Raw genomic sequence first — 16,107 nt, 5'->3', positions numbered from 1 at the left:
CGGCTACGGGACCATCAGGGCAGCAGGATGCTGCTGCCCGTGGTTTGGCGTGCCTCGAGCGCGCGGTGCGCGGCCTGCACCTCGGACAGCGCAAAACGCTGCGCGATATGGATCTTGACCTGGCCCGAGGCCACGACGGCGAACAGGTCATTGGCCATGGCCTGGCAGGCCTCGCGCGAGCGCAGGTGGGTAAAGAGGCCCTGGCGCGTGACATACAGGCTCTTGGCCGCCAGGATGGCCGGCGCAAATGGCGGAACCGGGCCGGAGGCATTGCCAAACGACACCATCAGGCCAAAGGCGCGCAGGCATTGCAGCGAGCCATCCCAGGTGTCCTTGCCGACCGAGTCATAGACGACCTTGACACCCTTGCCGCCGGTGATGTCCTTGACGCGTTCGGCAAAGTTTTCCGTGCGGTAGTTGATCGCGACCTCGGCGCCATGGGCCAGCGCCAGCTGGCATTTCTCTGCGGAGCCAGCGGTCGCAATCAGGCGCAGGCCCAGCGCCTTGGCCCATTGGCAGGCGATCAGCCCCACGCCGCCTGCCGCAGCGTGGAAGAGCACAAAGTCGCCCGCATGCAGGCCTTCAACCGGCTTGGCCTGGCGCAGCAGGTACTGGGCCGTCAGGCCCTTGAGCATCATCGCCGCGCCGGTTTCAAAATCAATGCTGTCGGGCAGTTGGCAGACATAGGCGGCGGGCATCACCCGCACTTCGCTGTAGCTGCCCGGTGGGTTGCTGGCATAGGCCACGCGGTCGCCCACCTGCAGGTGCTGCACGCCGTCGCCCACGGCCTCGACGACACCGGCGCCTTCCATGCCCAGGTTCAAAGGCAGCGGCAGGGTGTAGAGGCCCGTGCGCTGGTAGACGTCGATGAAATTGAGCCCGATGGCATGGTGGCGTATGCGCACTTCGCCGGGGCCAGGGGCGCCGACATCCACGTCGACCAGTTTCATCTCCTCGGGTCCGCCATTGCGCGCAATCTGTACTGCCAAAGACATGGGAATTCTCCTGTGTGAACTGAGATAGGTTCTGGGTAGGTGCTTGGTGCCGTCAGTCACCATGCTGCCACGCTTTCACACCGGCTGCTGTCACGGGGATGTACAGTCACGCGATGCAACAAAAACTGACACCGTCGACCATGGCGCTGCTGACCGCCGCCCCGCTGATGTGGGCGGGCAATGCCGTCGTGGGCCGGCTGGTGCACGAGCTGGTCTCCCCCATGCTGCTGAACTTTGTGCGCTGGCTGCTGGCCTTTGCGATCATGCTGCCGCTGGCCTACCCGCTGCTGCGCCGGGGCAGCCCGCTGTGGCCGCAGTGGAAGCGCTGGTCCATCATCGGCCTGCTGGGCATTGGCTGCTACAACGCCTTCCAGTACATGGCGCTCAAGACCTCGGGGCCCATCAATGTGACCCTGGTGGCATCCAGCATGCCGCTGTGGATGATGGCCTTTGGCGCGCTGTTCTTCCAGACCCGCATCACGCGGCCGCAGATGCTGGGCGCGCTGTTCTCGGTCAGCGGCGTGCTGCTGGTGCTCAGCCATGGCAGCTGGCAGCAGCTGACCCAACTGCGCCTGGTGCCGGGCGATCTGTTCATGCTGCTGTCCACCGCCTGCTGGTCGCTCTACAGCTGGCTGCTGGTGCGTACCCCCGATCCGGCCGGCATCAAAAGCCAGTGGGCGCTGCTGCTGATGGCCCAGCTGACCTTTGGCCTGCTCTGGTCCGGGCTGTTTGCTGCTGGCGAATGGGCCGTGGGCGCCAGCCAGCTGCAGATCAACAGCACCCTGCTCTGGGCCATTGCCTATATCGTCATTGGCCCGGCCCTGGTCGCCTACCGCTGCTGGGGCGTGGGCGTGCAGCGCGTGGGCCCCACGGTGGCGGGCTTTTTTACCAACCTCACGCCGCTGTTTGCTGCCGTGCTGTCGGCCGCCTTTTTGGGCGAGCCGCCCCGCTTCTACCATGCGGCGGCCTTTGTGCTGGTGGTCGCCGGGATTGTGATTTCGTCGCGCCGGGCCTGATGCGGGCCGGCCCAGGCGTTTACAACCTGCTACGGATAGAACGCGCGCTTCACACTGGCGCCCTTGCGCAAGCGCACAGTGCATCCCATATGCGGTGACACCACCACCTGCGAGGATGCCGAGATGAACGCGCAAGAACAGACCCTGATTGAGAACCTCTTCCAGCAACTGCGCCAGTTGGATGGCCAGCCCAAGGACGGCCAGGCAGAAGCCTGGGTACGCCAGCAGGCCCAGCAAACCCCCGATGCGCTCTATTGGCTGACCCAGCGCGGCCTGCTGCTGGAGCAGGCGCTGCAACAGGCTCAGCAGCAAGAGGCGCAGTTGCAGGCGCAACTGGTCGAGGCCCGGGCTGCTGCCGCTAAACCGTCTGGCGGCAGTTCCAGCTTCTTAGGTGCCGGGCTGGACACGCATTTTGGCCGCAGCCCGGATGCCAACCTGGCCAGCCGCAGCCCCGCTGGCTATGCCCCCAGCTATCCGCCCAACAGCGCTGCGCCCGCAGGCTATGGCGATACGCCAGCCCCGGCCAGCACGGGGCGCTGGTTTGGCGCGGCCCCGGCAGCAGCCACCCCGGCAGCGCCCGCCCCCATGCCTGCGCAGCCCTCGGCGGGGTCGGCAGCGGGCGGCTTTCTGGGCCAGGCCGCTGCCTCTGCCGCCGGTGTGGCGGGTGGCATGTTGCTGTTCAATGGTCTGAGCCACCTTTGGAGCAACCCCGCGCAGGCGGCGGCCAACCCCAGCCATGCGGCCAGCAGCAGCCCGGCTGCAGACAGCGCCAGCACGGCCAACACCAGCGGCAGCGGCAGCGGCGACAACGGTGGCCTGGACCAGCTCGCCCAGCAAGCCGGGCGCGACCATGTGGACGCGGCGGCCAACCGCTGGATGCCGGATACGGACAGCAGCAGCGGCAGCAGTGATAGCAACAGCCAGGACGTGGCGGACTATGACGGCGGGGACGATGGCTTTGATTTCTTTGACGATGACCAGGCCTGATCGCCGGCCAGAACGTTAGACATCAAAAAACCGCCCGGGCAGCTGCTCGGGCGGTTTTGCTTGGTGGGTGCGGGCGCTTAGAACCTGTTCAATGTCTCCTCGCGCCGCGACAGTGTCTTTGCGGGATGGGATGCTAGGCGCAGTGCGCAGCCAATAGCCAGCTATTGGCAAGCGCTGCAACGCCGCAGACCGCCCCTGCCCGGGCGGCCGCAAAGCCACTGTCCCTACGGGTTGGAGTGAAATCGGGCGATTTCTTCGCGCTGGCCCTTGCTTGCACCCCGGTGCAAGCTGCGGACCAGCCCTTCGAACTCATCCCGATTGCACTCCAACGCGGCTGCGTAGAGACTTTGAACAGGTTCTTAGAACGTACCGGCGTAGGAGCCGCCGTCGGGCAGGATGTTCTGGCCGGTGATATAGGCCGCCTGCTGGCTGCACAGAAACGCGCAGATCGCGCCAAACTCATCGGCGGTGCCGTAGCGGCCGGCAGGAATCTGCTTTTGCTGCGCCTCGCGGATGTCGGCTTCGCTCTTGCCGGTCTTGCTGGCGGTGGCCGAGATCGTGGCGGCAATGCGGTCGGTGTCGAACTTGCCCGGCAGGATGTTGTTGATGGTCACGCCCTTGCCGGCAATGGGGCTGCGTGCAACGCCTGCGACAAAGCCGGTCAGGCCGCTGCGCGCGCCGTTGGACAGGCCCAGGATATCGATGGGGGCCTTGACGGAGCTGGAGGTGATGTTGACGATGCGGCCAAAACCGCGCTCGGCCATGCCGTCGATCAAGGTCTGGATCAGCACAATGGGGGTGAGCATGTTGGCGTCCAGCGCCTTGATCCAGGCCTCACGGTCCCAGTCGCGGAAATCACCGGGTGGCGGGCCGCCCGCATTGTTCACCAGAATGTCAAAGCGCTGGCCCGGGCCGCCTTCGGCATTCAGCACCGCAGCGCGACCGGCTTCGGTGGTGATGTCTGCGGCCACGGCGATCACCTGGGGCGCGACGCGGCCAGGCGCTGCTGCGGCCCACATCGCGGCCATCACCTTGAGCTGGCGGGCGGTATCCTTCAGCGCTTCTTCGCCGCGGGCGTTGATGACGACATTGACGCCCTCATTGACCAGCGCCTGCGCGCAACCACGGCCCAGGCCCTTGCTGGCCGCACAGACCAGTGCCCATTTGTTGGCAATTCCAAAATCCATATTCAAATCTCCTTGTGGGTATCGATGCTATGTCACAAATGGCAGTTGCGCTCAGGCGCCTGGACATGCCCTTTATTGTCTTTTAGCCTGGTGGGTGAACACATAGATGCCAGTCAGCACCAAGGCCGTGCCGGCCACCATCACCGGCGTCAGCGGCTCGCCCAGCAGGCACACGCCCATCAGGATCGTCGAGAGCGGACCGATCATGCCGGTTTGCGCGACGGTGGCGGCGCCCAGGCGCTCAACGGCCAGCATCACCAGCAAGACGGGAACGGCAGTGCACAAGGTGGCGTTGAGGACAGACAGCCAGATGACGGCCGCATCCACCTGCGCGGCCTGCAGTGGCCGCGTCAGCAAGAACTGCGCAATGCAGAACAGGCAGGCAAAGCTGGTGGCCAGGCCCACCAGGCGCAGCGCGCCCAGGCGTTTGACATACTGAGCGCTGTAGACCAGGTAGACGGCATAGCTCACGGCGCTCAGGAACACCAAGCTAGCACCCCAGCCCACCTGCTGGCCGGCGCCATGGGTGTACAGCTCCATGCCAAACACCAGCATCACGCCGGCATAGCTGATGGCCAGGCCCAGCAGTTGGCGGCCGCTGGCCACCCTGCGGTAGAGCAGCCAGCCCAGCGCCAGCACCAAGGTGGGGTTGAGGTAGAGGATCAGCCGCTCCAGGCCCGCGCTGATATAGCTCAGCCCGGCAAAATCCAAGTAGCTGGAGAGGTAGTAGCCGCAAAAGCCCAGCGCGATGACGGCGAGCCAGTCGCGCAGCGACAGCGCCGGTTTGCCCCGCCCGGCCCACCAGGCCATGATGACAAACAGCGGCAGCGCAAACAGCATGCGGTACATGATCAAGGTGATCGCGTCGACCCCATGGCGGTAGGCCAGCTTGACGATGATGGCCTTGCCGCTGAACGCGATGGCGCCCACCACGGCGCAGACCATGCCGGCGCGGCGCACACTGGGCGTGAGCACCGCAGCCGGTGCAACAGAAACAGACAAGATAACTCTCCAAGAACCAGTCAGTGCTGGTGCGCCGACCCATGGAACAAACGGTGGTGCATGCGGCGAATCGACCACCAGACGCCCAAGCCTATCACCGGGATGGCCAGCGCCGCCGTCGTTTCTGGCGACAGAGGCCACCCCCATTTCTGCAGGCCCTTGGCCAGGTAGCTGATGAGGCCGGTGATGTAGTAGGTGATGGCCGCGACCGACAGGCCCTCGACCGTGGACTGCATCTTGAGCTGCAGGCCCTGGCGCTCGTTCATCGCCTTGAGCACCGCCTGGCGGCCCTGCTTTTGGCTGATATCGACCCGCGTCTGCAGCAGGTTGCTCAGGCGCGATACGCGCTGGGACAGCGCTTCGAGCCGCTGGTGGGCCGACACACAGGTGTTGCGTGCGGGGGTCAGGCGCCGGTCCATAAAGTCGCCGATGCTCTGGTAGCTGCCCAGGCGCGTCTCCTGGATATCACCCACACGCTGCTGCACCAATGCAAAGTAGGCGCTGCTGGCCGAAAAGCGAGAATGGTGGGCGGCGTACTGGCTCTCGACCTGCGCGGCCAGGCGCGTGAGCTGGTCGAGCAGCTGCGGCTCGCTGGCCGCGCCCGCGCTGCGGATGGCAGCGGACAGCTCGGCCAGCTCAGTCTCGGTGCTGGCGAGCTTTTCCATGGTCTCACGCGCCGCAGGCAGGCCCAGCAAGGCGGCCATGCGGTAGGTCTCGATCTCCAGCAGGCGCTGCACCAGGCGCCCATTGCGCGCGGCCGACAGGCCCTGGTTCAGCACAAAGAGGCGCGATGCGCCATCCGAGTGGATGGAAAAATCGGTATAGACCTGCGCCTTCTGCTCGGAGGCCTTGGAGGCGACCAGCTTGTCCTCGTACAGCCAGCGTTGCTCGACCTTTTTCTCCAGCGCGGGGGACGCGGGCAGCACCCAGGCATTCATCGCCAGCAGGCAGCGGCCGGGCAAACCGGCGAGCCACTGGGCGGGAACCAGGTCGCTGGCAGACGGCAGCTCGGCCTCGTCCAGCGCTTCGGGGCGGATGGGCACCATCCAGGTCCAGGAGACAAATTCGGTGTGCAGCTCCCAGCGCAGGCGGCCATTGCCCAGGTCCAGGCGCAGGTGGTTGGCCTCGGCATCGGGCACGGGCAGCTGCAGATCGCGCAGCAGCTGGTGCAGCCACTGGCGGCTGGCCGCGCGCTCGGCGGCATCGGCCCACATCACCGTGCAGAACACGGCGGTGTTATCGGGCAGGGCTTCAGGGGGGCGGGAATGGACTTCGTTGTGCAGCGCACGGCGCAGGTCGTGCTGCTGCAGCAGAGGCAGGTTTTTCATGAAAGACAAAAAGCGGCAAACACCAGACGGCAAGCCGTCGAACTGCTGCAATTGTCGTGCCAAGCCAATACTTGTGCAGGCGCCCGATAAAAGCGGTGTGCCCGCCCCTGCGGGGGATTAGCGCGTTACTGCGGCACCTCAAAGCTCAGGGTCGCCGTGTGGCGCACCTCGTCGTACTGCTTGCCATCGATCTTGACGCTACCGTTGTTGACGCGGGCTGTGACCTCCAGCACGTAGAGGCCGGGGAAGGACGGCGTAAAGCTCACCGTGCCATCCTTGGCGGGGGCCAGCACACGGCGCCAGCCTTCGCTGGTGTCCACATTCACCTGGCTGGCCGCTACGGGCCGGCCCTTGAACATCAGCTGGTAGGTGTTGCCCTGGGGCGTGGTGGGCACCAGCTCCAGGTCATTGACGGCCTTGGTTTCCTGGCGGCCAAAGCGGGCCTGGTAGTAGGTCAGCACGCCATCGCTGCCCGCGCGCGTCGCGGCAAAGCGCTGGTCGGCCGGGGCGCCCTCTTGCTGGGTCAGCACATAGGGATCGGCCGATGCGGGCACGCTCTTGCCTTCTGCCACCACCTGGCGCGGCTCGCTCAGTTCGCCAAGCGCCCCTGGCGCCTTGTGCAGCTCGCCCACCTGGGCGCGCGTCTGGCCGTTCTCGGTCTGCAGCCACAGGTAATCGGCATGCGCTGGCAGCGCGGCACCGAAGCTGGCCGAAACGGCCAGGGCCGCCGCAAGCAGCGGGCGACACAGGGTGGATGGTTGGTTGTTCTTGGACATGGCTCCTCCTCTTGGGCTGAATGGCTGGCTGGCGGGTTCCCTGCCGCATGCGCGGGGCATGGGCCGGCAATGGCTGGCTCTGGTTGGCAATCGCCTGGGGCACTGGTTGCAGGCCCCGGTGCAAGCTGTAGTGGGTGGTTCCCTGCATGGCCCGCCCACCCGCTTGCGGATTGCAACGCGCAGCCTAACGCAGTTTGCGTGGTGCAAAACCTGAACCCTGCCGTTTTTTGGACCAAGGCCAGGCTTTGCCACTGCAGCTGGGCAGTTCAGCGACCGATCACAGCTTGGGCGTGTACTTCAGGGTCAACATGGCATTGCGCGGATCGCCATAGGTGCCGCCGGTGTAGCCGACAAAGCCGGGCAGGATGTAGTGCTTGTCAAACAGGTTGTTCACGTTGAGGGCGACGCTGATCTCGGGCGTGGCCTGGTAGGCCAGGCGCAGGCTGGTGATGGTGTTGCCCGCAACCTTGAAGGAGCGGTCATAGCTCAAGGTATGGCTTTGCGCCACGACGCCAGTGCCCACACTCAGCCGGTTCCAATCGCCCGGCAGCTGGTAGGACAGCCAGGCGCGCAGCATGTGCTTGGGCGTCCAGGTGCTGAAGACCTGGCCCTGGTTGGTCGGGTCATTCAGGAACTTGCTGGTGTTGAAGGTGTAGCCCACCATGGCCTGCAGGTCGCGCGCCACTTCGCCGCTCACTTCGGCCTCCACGCCCTGGCTGCGCACCTTGCCGGCCGAGGTCGAGCAGTACCAGCCGTCGCAGGCAAAGCCGGAGGCCAGGTCGTTGACCGCCCGGTTCTTGTGGTCGTAGCGGAACAGGGCCAGCGAGGTGTTGAGCTTGCCGTTCATCAGCTCGCCCTTGATGCCCAGTTCATAGTTGGTGCCGGTGATCGGGTCGAGCACCTTGCCATCGACCGTGCGCTCGGACTGGGGCTCGAACACGCTGGTGTAGCTGCCGTACAGCGACCATTCGGGGGTGAGTGCATACACCAGGCCGGCATAGGGGGTGATCTCTGCAGACGTGGTGGTGACCTGGCGTTCACCCGTGACCGCATTGGTGTAGAGCGAGTCATACCAGCTGGTGCGAGCGCCCACAATCGCGGTGAGCGGCTCGGTCAGCCGCGTTCGCAAGCTGCCATAGATGCCTTTTTGCCGCACATCGTAGGCCGACTTCCATTGCCGGCCACCGGCGGCCAGCAGGCTGTCCAGGGTGGGCTCGGGGCGGTGGTGGTCGATGTCAAAGAGATTCGCGCCCGCCGTGAAGGTGCGGGCATAGACATCGTTGGAGCGGTACTTGGAATAGTTGGCACCTACGGTCACATCGTTGCGGAAACCAGCGAGGTCAAAGCGGCCGTTGATGAAGGCATCGAAGGCCACTTTTTTCAGGTCGAAGTCGGTGTACCAGTTGTCATAGGTCACGCCACTGCCATCGGGCTCGACCTTGCCGGTCATGCGCTGGTGCAAGGAGGCGTTCTGCTCGCTCACATGCAGGGCCGAGACCTTGAGCTTCCAGTCGTTGTTGATGCGGTGGTTCAGGTCGGCATAGACCGTCGTTTGCCTGACGTTCGAGCGGTTCCAGTCAGAGCCGGTGAAGGTCGAGCGTGGCAGGTCGGTCATGCTGCCATCGGCATACAGCGGCAGGCCCATGATGAAGGGGCGGCCCTTGCTGTCGAGCTGGCTGACGCCAAAGCCTACCGTGGTGTCGGGGCTGATGTCGTAATCCAATGCGGCGTAGAGCGAGCGTGTGCGCTCATTCACATAGTCGACAAAGGAGTGGCCGCGTGACTCGTCCACCACCAGGCGGCCGCGCAAGCTGCCCTCGTCATTGAGTGGGCCACCGGCGTCGAGCTGCAGGCCATAGCGGTCCCAGGAGCCGGCGCGGGCGGTGACGGTGACGGTCTTCTCGCGCTGGCCGCGCTTGCGCACCAGGTTGACGGCGCCGCCCGGGCTGCCCGTGCCCTGCAGCAGGCCCGAGGCACCGCGCAGCACTTCCAGCCGGTCATAGAAGACCATGCCTTCGGTGCCCCAGTTGCCCAGCGAGTAGTGGTTGCGCGGAATCGCCACACCGTCGTACTGCCAGGCATCGATCTGGAAGCCGCGCGCGGACAGCACCATGCCCTGGCCCACCCCTTGCACGCCCATGGTGCCGGTGACCTTGTTCATCGCATCGCGCAAGTCGGTGATGCCTTGCTCGTCGAGCTGCTTGCGCGTGACCACACTGATGGACTGCGGAATGTCCTTGAGCGCCTGGTCACCCTTGTTGAGGCTGACGGCCGAGGCCGCCAGCGAGCCCGAGCCTTCGCTGGTCGCATTGCGCTCGCCTTGTGCGGTCACCGTCACCGTGGGCAAGGTGCTGGTGTCGCCAGCCGAGGGCGTCGCCTTGATCACCAGGGCCTCGCCCTGGCGCAGCGCCATCAGGCCGCTGCCGGCCAAGAGGCGCTCGGCCGCTTGCTGCGGCGTGAGCGTGCCGGAGACGGCGGGCGCCGTCTTGCCCTCGACCAGCGCCGGCGCAAAGCCGATGGACACGCCCGTGGCTGCGGACAGCGCCTGCAGTGCGGAGCCCAGCGGCTGGGCCGCAATCGACAGGCTGCTCGCCTGGTGGGCGGGCGTGGCAGATTGCGCATACGCGGCGGGCGGCATCGCCAGCGCCAATGCGGCGGCCAGCGCCAACGGTGCAGGATGGAAGCGGGCCATGGTGGCAACCGATGCGCCAGTGGAGCGGGAGGGAGAGCGGAGGGACAAACGGGGTTTGGACATGGTCAGGCAATGCAGTAAATAAATCTCATTACCTTTTATGACGCACTGCAGGCGCAGAACTGCACCCCGTTTTTGCATTTTCTGAATTATTTTTTATCGGACTTCGCGACGATTTCGGCGCGGCCCTCTGGGCCCGGCACCAGGCGCACCGGCAGTACCTGGGTCAGCATATGGGCCAACTCGGCCGGCCTGGCCGTCGCGTAGCTGCCGCCCAGGGGCAGCGCCGCCACAGCGGGGTCGCGCACCATGAGGCCGGTAGGCCCGTAGCGCTCCATCTCCTGCAAGGCCTGGGCCAGCGGGGTGTTGTCAAAGCGCAGCAAGCCCTTGCGCCACAGGCCCACGCTGTCGGGGGCTACGCTGCCCACGGGTGCCAGCAGACCATCGCCTGCAACCTGCGTGGTTTGGCCGGCGCCCAGCAGCAGTGCGGTGGCCGGGCTGTGCACGGCGGCCACGCGCACCCGTCCCTCTTGCACCTCGACCCGCACCTGACCTGCGTCGATGCCGTCTTGGCGGTAGCGCACCGCAAAGCGGGTGCCCACCACGCTGACGCGGGCCGGGCCGGCCTGCACTTCAAAAGGCTTGCTGGCATCGGGGGCCACGATGAACATCGCCTGGCCATGCGCCAGCTGCACCTCGCGCCGGTCGCGGTAGAGGCGCACCTGCGCCTCGGTCTCGGCATCGAGCTCCAAGGTAGAGCCATCGGGCAGCTGCAGGCTTTGGTGCTGGCCGCGCTGGACGACATAGTGCGCGCTGTAGACCGGCTGCATCCACTGCTGCCAGCCCAGGCCCAGCGCCACCAGCAGCACGGCGCACAAGGCCAGGCCACGCGGGCCGGGCAGCAGCGCCTGCAGCCATGTGAGGGGGCGGACCGGCGCTCGCTTGGCGGCTGCGGGTGCGGCTGCGGCTGCGGATCTTGGCACTGCGGCAGCGGCTGCGGGCGGGCTCGCCACTTGGCTGGCACGCCACTGGGCCACCGCTGCTGTGGGCAGCGCACGCAAGCTGGCCACGCTCGCATCGATCCGGGCCCAGGCCTGGGCATGCGCAGCGCTCGCCTGCAGCCATTGCGCCAGCGCCGCCTGCTCGCCCGCGCTCAGGCCCTGCTCCTGGCGGGTGTGCCACTGCGCGGCCTGCACATCCACCGCGTCCTGCTCGCCAAAGAAGGCCTGCAGCGCGCGCTGCTCCGCCGCCTCGTCAACAGACGGGGCACATGCACGGGAGGGCAAGGTGGAAAAACGGCTCATCTCAAAGTTATAGACGCATGGGCGCAGAAAAACTGCATGTCGGCCCCCCGCCGGATTGGATCAGTCACCAAGGTCAAGCTCCTTTTTGCGGGCGGCGCAGGCGATCTTGCCACGGCTGATGTACTGGTTGACCATGCTGACCGAGACACCCATGTGCTCGGCGATCTGCTGGTTGGACAGCTCGTCGAACAGGTACATGCAAAAAGCCTCGCGGCAGCGCGGCGGCAGCGCATCAATGGTGGCCAGGTAGGCCTGTACGGTTTGCGACGAGGCATAGACCGCTTCGGGCTGCAGGCGCTGGGGACTGGCCGGCTGCAGGGCCTCGTCCAGCGCATCGATGTCCTCGTGCTGGCGCAGCTGGGTGCGCCGGTCCAGGTCGATCTTGGCGTTCAACGCCACCTGCTTGAGCAAGGCGGCCGGCTGCTCGATCACCTTGCCGGCGCGCTGCATGCCCAGCACGCGCGCATAGCTCTCCTGCGCCAGGTCGGCCGCAGTGTCGCGGTCTCTGACCTTGCGCAGGCAGAAGTTCAGCAGTTCTCGGTAATAGCGCTCAAGCACGAACGGGCATTGCCCCATGGAAAGCCAAGGTCTCCATCAGTGGTCCGGCTTCCGCCTCCCAGATGGGAATAACTCTCATTATCACCGATAAGCCGCAGCATTCCTGGGCCGCTGAAATGGAAAAAGGCACCCGAAGGTGCCTTTGTCAGTCTTGCAGCAGCGCTGCGGGCGGTCATTCTTCTTCGACGAAGGCCTCTTCGCGCTTCTTGCTCACCGCTGGCAAGCAGACCACCACCAGCAAGATCGCAGCAGCAATCAGCAGACCGGCAGAGATGGGGCGGGTGACGAACACCGACCAGTCACCGCGCGAGAGCAGCAGCGCACGGCGCAGGTTTTCTTCCATCATCGGGCCCAGGATAAAGCCCAGCAGCAAGGGAGCCGGCTCGGTACCGAGCTTGTGGAACACATAGCCGACGAAACCGAAGATACCCACCATCCACACGTCCCAGCTGTTGTTGTTGGTGCCGTACACACCGACAGCGCAGAACAGCACGATCGAGGGGAACAACCAGCGGTAAGGCACGGTCAGCAGCTTGATCCAGACGCCGATCAGCGGCAGGTTCAGAACGATCAGCATCAGGTTACCGATCCACATCGAGGCAATCAGGCCCCAGAACAGTTCTGGGTTGCTGGTCATCACCTGGGGACCAGGCTGGATGTTGTGGATGGTCATCGCACCCACCATCAGCGCCATCACGGCGTTGGGTGGAATACCCAGGGTCAGCAGTGGAATGAACGAGGTCTGCGAGCCGGCGTTGTTGGCCGATTCTGGAGCGCACACGCCACGGATATTGCCTTGGCCGAAAGGAACTTCACCAGGACGCAGCTTGGTCTTCTTCTCGATCGTGTAGGCTGCAAAAGCCGACAGCATCGCGCCGCCACCGGGCAAGATACCCAGGGCCGAGCCCAGCGCCGTACCGCGCAGCATCGCGGGGAACATCAGCTTGAAGTCTTCCTTGGTGGGCATGAGGCCAGTCACCTTGGCAGCAAACACTTCGCGCTCATCGTCAGGCTTGGACAGGTTGGCGATGATTTCACCGTAGCCGAACACACCCATGGCGATCACGACGAAGTCGATGCCATCGGTCAGCTCAGGAATGTCAAAGGAGTAACGGGCCACGCCGGAGTTCACGTCGGTACCCACCAGGCCCAGCAGCAGACCCAGCACAATCATACCCACGGCCTTGAGCAGCGAGCCCGAAGCCAGCACCACGGCGCCAATCAGGCCCAGGGTCATCAGCGAGAAGTACTCGGCAGGGCCGAACATGAAGGCCACTTCAGTCAGTGGAGGCGCGAAGGCAGCCAGAATCACGGTGCCCACGCAGCCGGCGAAGAACGAGCCAATGCCCGCTGCCGCCAGTGCCGGACCGGCGCGTCCCTTGCGGGCCATCTGGTAGCCGTCAATCACGGTCACGACGGACGATGACTCTCCCGGGAGATTCACCAAGATCGCTGTCGTGGAGCCGCCGTACTGGGCGCCGTAGTAAATACCGGCCAGCATGATCAGCGCTGCCACGGGAGGCAGTGCGTAGGTGGCAGGCAGCAGCATCGCGATGGTGGCCACCGGGCCGATACCAGGCAACACGCCAATCAGGGTACCCAACAGACAGCCGACAAAGCAGTAAATCAGGTTTTGAAAGGTAAAGGCAACACCGAAACCGGTGGCCAGGTTGTCAAACAATTCCATGGTCCTGGCCCCTTTTAACCGGTAATAAAGCTAGGCCACACGGGGAACTGAAGGTTCAGTGCCCACACGAAAGCGACGTAACTGCCAATGGCCAGGATGGTGGCCAGAATGAAGACCGACTTGGCGCGGAACTCGGAACCAGCCATGCTGGCGATGAAGACCAGTGCGTAGATGGCGACGATCAGGCCCATCGCGGGGATGCCGATGCTGGGCACGCCCACCAGCAAGATGCCGAAGGCAAAGTTGGCCAGCAAGATGAAGAACACTTGTCGCCATGCCCATTTGCCGATCGGGTCTCCGCCAGCGGGGCCGGCAGTGAGGCCCTTGAAGGCCACGGCCGCACCGATCAGCGTCAGCAGGACGCCGAGAATCAACGGGAAGTACCCCGGACCCATGCGAGCACCTGTACCAATCGAGTAGTTCTGGGCGCCGACGGCGAACCCAATACCCACTGCCATGTACATGATGCCCGCCCAGAAGTCTTTCTGGCTTTTGAGCTTCATTACCTTTGTCTCCAAACAATTTTAGGGATGCAGCGCATTGTCAACGCTGACGGCCAGCTGACGCATGTGGATTCCACTTACGATTCCACACAGGAAAACCCCTAGGGTGACACCAGTGCGTACAGCGCCGAAACCCAAGCTGGACACGGGTTTGCGCAGTATGAAGAGCTGCCCAAGCGCGTGCAGTGACAAGGGTAAGTCCCTGCCGGCGCAACGCCACCATGTCCGCTGGTGGTGGTCGATGCAGCCGGTTTTTTAGCGGTCGCCCATCTCGATGGGGGGGGTGTTGGCCATCACCTCTTCGATGGTGGTCAGGCCCTCGGACACGCGCAGGGCGCCGGCCAGGCGCAGCGGGTGCATGCCGTCCTTCACCGCCTGGCGGCGCAGTACCGACATCGACGGCGAGGCATGCACCTGGTCCTTGAGCGCTTCAGAGACCGTGAGCAGCTCGTACAGGCCCATGCGGCCGCGAAAGCCGGTGTCGCGGCACTCTTCGCAGCCCACCGGCTTGTAGGGCCGGTAGTCGCGCTTTATTTTCCAGGGCTGGATGGCGGCGGTCAGTGCGTCGGTCGATGCTGCTTCGTCAGGCTGCTTGCACTGCGGGCACAGCGTGCGCACCAGGCGCTGGGCCAGCACGCCCAGCAAGGTGGCATTGATCAGGTAGGGCGGCACGCCCAGCTCCATCAAGCGGCTGATGGCGCTGGGGGCATCGTTGGTGTGCAAGGTCGAGAACACCAGGTGGCCGGTCAGCGCAGACTGCACCGCCATTTCAGCGGTTTCCAGATCGCGGATTTCGCCGACCATGATGATGTCCGGGTCCTGGCGCATCAGCGCGCGCAGGCCTTCGACAAAGCTGAAATCGAGCGCTGGCTGCACCTGGGTCTGGTTGAATGCCGGCTCGATCATTTCGATCGGGTCCTCCACGGTCGAGACATTGACCTCTTCGGTGGCCAGGCGCTTCAACGTGGAATACAAGGTGGTGGTCTTGCCCGAGCCGGTCGGGCCGGTGACCAAAATGATGCCGTGGGGGCGCTCAACCAGCTGCTCCCAGCGCTGCGCATCATGGGCGGTAAAGCCCAGGGCCGACAGGTCCTTGACGGTGTTTTCCGGGTCAAAGATCCGCATCACCATCTTCTCGCCAAAGGCGGTGGGCAAGGTGGACAGACGCATTTCCACCTCGTCGCCCAAGGTGTTGCGGGTCTTGATGCGGCCATCCTGCGGGCGGCGCTTTTCCACCACGTCGATGCGGCCGAGCAGCTTGACGCGCGAGACGATGGCGTTGTGCACGCCCAGCGGCATCTGGTAGACCTTGTGCAGCACCCCGTCAATGCGAAAACGGATCACCGACTGGTCGCGGCGCGGCTCCAGATGGATATCGCTGGCGCGCTGCGCAAACGCGAACTGCCACAGCCAGTCCACCAGGCGGATGATGCCCTGGTCATTGGCATCGAACTGCTGGTTGGTGTTGCTGAGATCGACCAGCTGCTCGAAGTTGCCCAGTGAGCTCAGCGAGCCGCCCAGCTTGCTGGCGGCCTTGACCGATTTGGCCAGCGCAAAGAATTCGCTGCGGTAGCGGTCGATGTCCTTGGGGTTGGCCAGCACCCGGCGCACCTTGCGCCGCGCCTGGCGCTCCACCTCACTGACCCACTCGTCAATCCAGGGCTCCTTGACCGCAATCACCACCTCGTGGGCGGTGACCTGCACTGGCAGGATGCCGTGGCGCTGCGCATAGGGCGCGCCCATGGTTTCAGCCACCTTGGCGGCATCGACCTTGAGCGGATCGATCTTGTAATAAGGCAGGCCGCAGTGCTTGGCGACGAATTCGGTGAGCAGCTCCACATCGAGCGCCTTGCCGTCCTGCTGGCGCGGCACCACCACGCTGGCCAGGCGCACGATCGGGTGCTGGCTGCTTGCCGCGTGGCTGCAGCGGTTGATGGTGGCCTGGGCCAGCTCGGAGCTGATCCAGCCATCGGCCTGCAGCCAGTTGATGATCTGGGTCAGCTCGAGCCCGCGCTGCATCAGCGCAGGCAGGCCGCTGCGCGCTGGTGGCGCCGAGGCCGGGCCCGACCCGT

The 16,107-nt window shown here is 65.0% G+C and carries 13 protein-coding genes; 2 read left to right on the top strand and 11 right to left on the bottom strand.

Annotated features, from left to right (window positions below; genetic code table 11):
- Nucleotides 1-14 precede the first annotated feature (14 nt).
- Complete coding sequence (locus tag ACPEE1_RS07270; RefSeq protein WP_423935729.1) at nucleotides 15-995, bottom strand: quinone oxidoreductase family protein; 981 nt, start codon at nucleotides 993-995, stop codon at nucleotides 15-17.
- Nucleotides 996-1,108: 113 nt separating this feature from the next.
- On the opposite strand from ACPEE1_RS07270, the gene ACPEE1_RS07265 reads away from it, so the two are divergent.
- Nucleotides 1,109-2,011: a DMT family transporter gene (locus ACPEE1_RS07265; protein ID WP_423935727.1), complete on the top strand. Its 903-nt coding sequence runs from the start codon at nucleotides 1,109-1,111 to the stop codon at nucleotides 2,009-2,011.
- Nucleotides 2,012-2,134: 123 nt separating this feature from the next.
- Nucleotides 2,135-2,998: a DUF2076 family protein gene (locus ACPEE1_RS07260; protein ID WP_133248199.1), complete on the top strand. Its 864-nt coding sequence runs from the start codon at nucleotides 2,135-2,137 to the stop codon at nucleotides 2,996-2,998.
- Nucleotides 2,999-3,357: 359 nt separating this feature from the next.
- Here ACPEE1_RS07260 and ACPEE1_RS07255 read toward each other — a convergent pair whose 3' ends face one another.
- From ACPEE1_RS07255 to ACPEE1_RS07210, 10 genes are all read right to left on the bottom strand, one after another.
- Entirely contained in the window at nucleotides 3,358-4,185 is an 828-nt protein-coding gene (locus tag ACPEE1_RS07255) for an SDR family oxidoreductase (RefSeq protein WP_116927204.1), read from the bottom strand.
- A gap of 72 nt (nucleotides 4,186-4,257) precedes the next feature.
- A complete protein-coding gene (locus ACPEE1_RS07250) occupies nucleotides 4,258-5,130 on the bottom strand; it encodes a DMT family transporter (protein WP_260720281.1) in 873 nt (290 codons plus the stop codon).
- Between the two features lie 77 nt (nucleotides 5,131-5,207).
- Nucleotides 5,208-6,515 (bottom strand): DUF3422 family protein, encoded by a 1,308-nt coding sequence (locus ACPEE1_RS07245; protein ID WP_116927203.1) that lies wholly within the window; start codon nucleotides 6,513-6,515, stop codon nucleotides 5,208-5,210.
- 125 nt (nucleotides 6,516-6,640) lie between these two features.
- On the bottom strand, nucleotides 6,641-7,291 hold the full coding sequence (locus ACPEE1_RS07240; RefSeq protein WP_116927202.1) for a hypothetical protein: 651 nt from the start codon (nucleotides 7,289-7,291) through the stop codon (nucleotides 6,641-6,643).
- Nucleotides 7,292-7,568: 277 nt separating this feature from the next.
- Nucleotides 7,569-10,046 (bottom strand): TonB-dependent siderophore receptor, encoded by a 2,478-nt coding sequence (locus ACPEE1_RS07235; RefSeq protein WP_423935724.1) that lies wholly within the window; start codon nucleotides 10,044-10,046, stop codon nucleotides 7,569-7,571.
- A gap of 86 nt (nucleotides 10,047-10,132) precedes the next feature.
- Nucleotides 10,133-11,287 (bottom strand): FecR family protein, encoded by a 1,155-nt coding sequence (locus ACPEE1_RS07230; protein ID WP_423935722.1) that lies wholly within the window; start codon nucleotides 11,285-11,287, stop codon nucleotides 10,133-10,135.
- A gap of 60 nt (nucleotides 11,288-11,347) precedes the next feature.
- Nucleotides 11,348-11,845, bottom strand: a complete 498-nt coding sequence (locus ACPEE1_RS07225) for a sigma-70 family RNA polymerase sigma factor (protein WP_232539411.1) — start codon at nucleotides 11,843-11,845, stop codon at nucleotides 11,348-11,350.
- Nucleotides 11,846-12,017: 172 nt separating this feature from the next.
- Entirely contained in the window at nucleotides 12,018-13,532 is a 1,515-nt protein-coding gene (locus ACPEE1_RS07220) for a tripartite tricarboxylate transporter permease (RefSeq protein ID WP_116927198.1), read from the bottom strand.
- Nucleotides 13,533-13,546: 14 nt separating this feature from the next.
- Nucleotides 13,547-14,035, bottom strand: coding sequence for a tripartite tricarboxylate transporter TctB family protein (locus tag ACPEE1_RS07215; RefSeq protein ID WP_116927197.1), 489 nt, complete (start codon nucleotides 14,033-14,035; stop codon nucleotides 13,547-13,549).
- A 255-nt stretch (nucleotides 14,036-14,290) separates the two neighbouring features.
- Complete coding sequence (locus ACPEE1_RS07210) at nucleotides 14,291-16,054, bottom strand: GspE/PulE family protein (protein WP_116927227.1); 1,764 nt, start codon at nucleotides 16,052-16,054, stop codon at nucleotides 14,291-14,293.
- Nucleotides 16,055-16,107 lie beyond the last annotated feature (53 nt).

This window comes from Comamonas sp. 23, from assembly GCF_049601575.1.
In the GTDB taxonomy this organism is placed as follows: Bacteria; Pseudomonadota; Gammaproteobacteria; order Burkholderiales; family Burkholderiaceae_C; genus Comamonas; species Comamonas squillarum.
Note: the sequence above shows the minus strand (reverse complement) of the source record. Positions and strands in the feature narration are given on the sequence as shown.

Excerpts from the sequence above, each read along its gene's own strand:
- ACPEE1_RS07215 (WP_116927197.1), bottom strand. The coding sequence starts at position 14,035 with ATGAAGCTCAAAAGCCAGAAAGACTTCTGGGCGGGCATCATGTACATG.
- ACPEE1_RS07230 (WP_423935722.1), bottom strand. The coding sequence starts at position 11,287 with ATGAGCCGTTTTTCCACCTTGCCCTCCCGTGCATGTGCCCCGTCTGTT.
- ACPEE1_RS07270 (WP_423935729.1), bottom strand. The coding sequence starts at position 995 with ATGTCTTTGGCAGTACAGATTGCGCGCAATGGCGGACCCGAGGAGATG.
- ACPEE1_RS07235 (WP_423935724.1), bottom strand. The coding sequence starts at position 10,046 with ATGTCCAAACCCCGTTTGTCCCTCCGCTCTCCCTCCCGCTCCACTGGC.
- ACPEE1_RS07210 (WP_116927227.1), bottom strand. The coding sequence starts at position 16,054 with ATGCAGCGCGGGCTCGAGCTGACCCAGATCATCAACTGGCTGCAGGCC.
- ACPEE1_RS07260 (WP_133248199.1), top strand. The coding sequence starts at position 2,135 with ATGAACGCGCAAGAACAGACCCTGATTGAGAACCTCTTCCAGCAACTG.
- ACPEE1_RS07265 (WP_423935727.1), top strand. The coding sequence starts at position 1,109 with ATGCAACAAAAACTGACACCGTCGACCATGGCGCTGCTGACCGCCGCC.
- ACPEE1_RS07250 (WP_260720281.1), bottom strand. The coding sequence starts at position 5,130 with ATGGTCTGCGCCGTGGTGGGCGCCATCGCGTTCAGCGGCAAGGCCATC.
- ACPEE1_RS07255 (WP_116927204.1), bottom strand. The coding sequence starts at position 4,185 with ATGGATTTTGGAATTGCCAACAAATGGGCACTGGTCTGTGCGGCCAGC.
- ACPEE1_RS07240 (WP_116927202.1), bottom strand. The coding sequence starts at position 7,291 with ATGTCCAAGAACAACCAACCATCCACCCTGTGTCGCCCGCTGCTTGCG.
- ACPEE1_RS07220 (WP_116927198.1), bottom strand. The coding sequence starts at position 13,532 with ATGGAATTGTTTGACAACCTGGCCACCGGTTTCGGTGTTGCCTTTACC.
- ACPEE1_RS07245 (WP_116927203.1), bottom strand. The coding sequence starts at position 6,515 with ATGAAAAACCTGCCTCTGCTGCAGCAGCACGACCTGCGCCGTGCGCTG.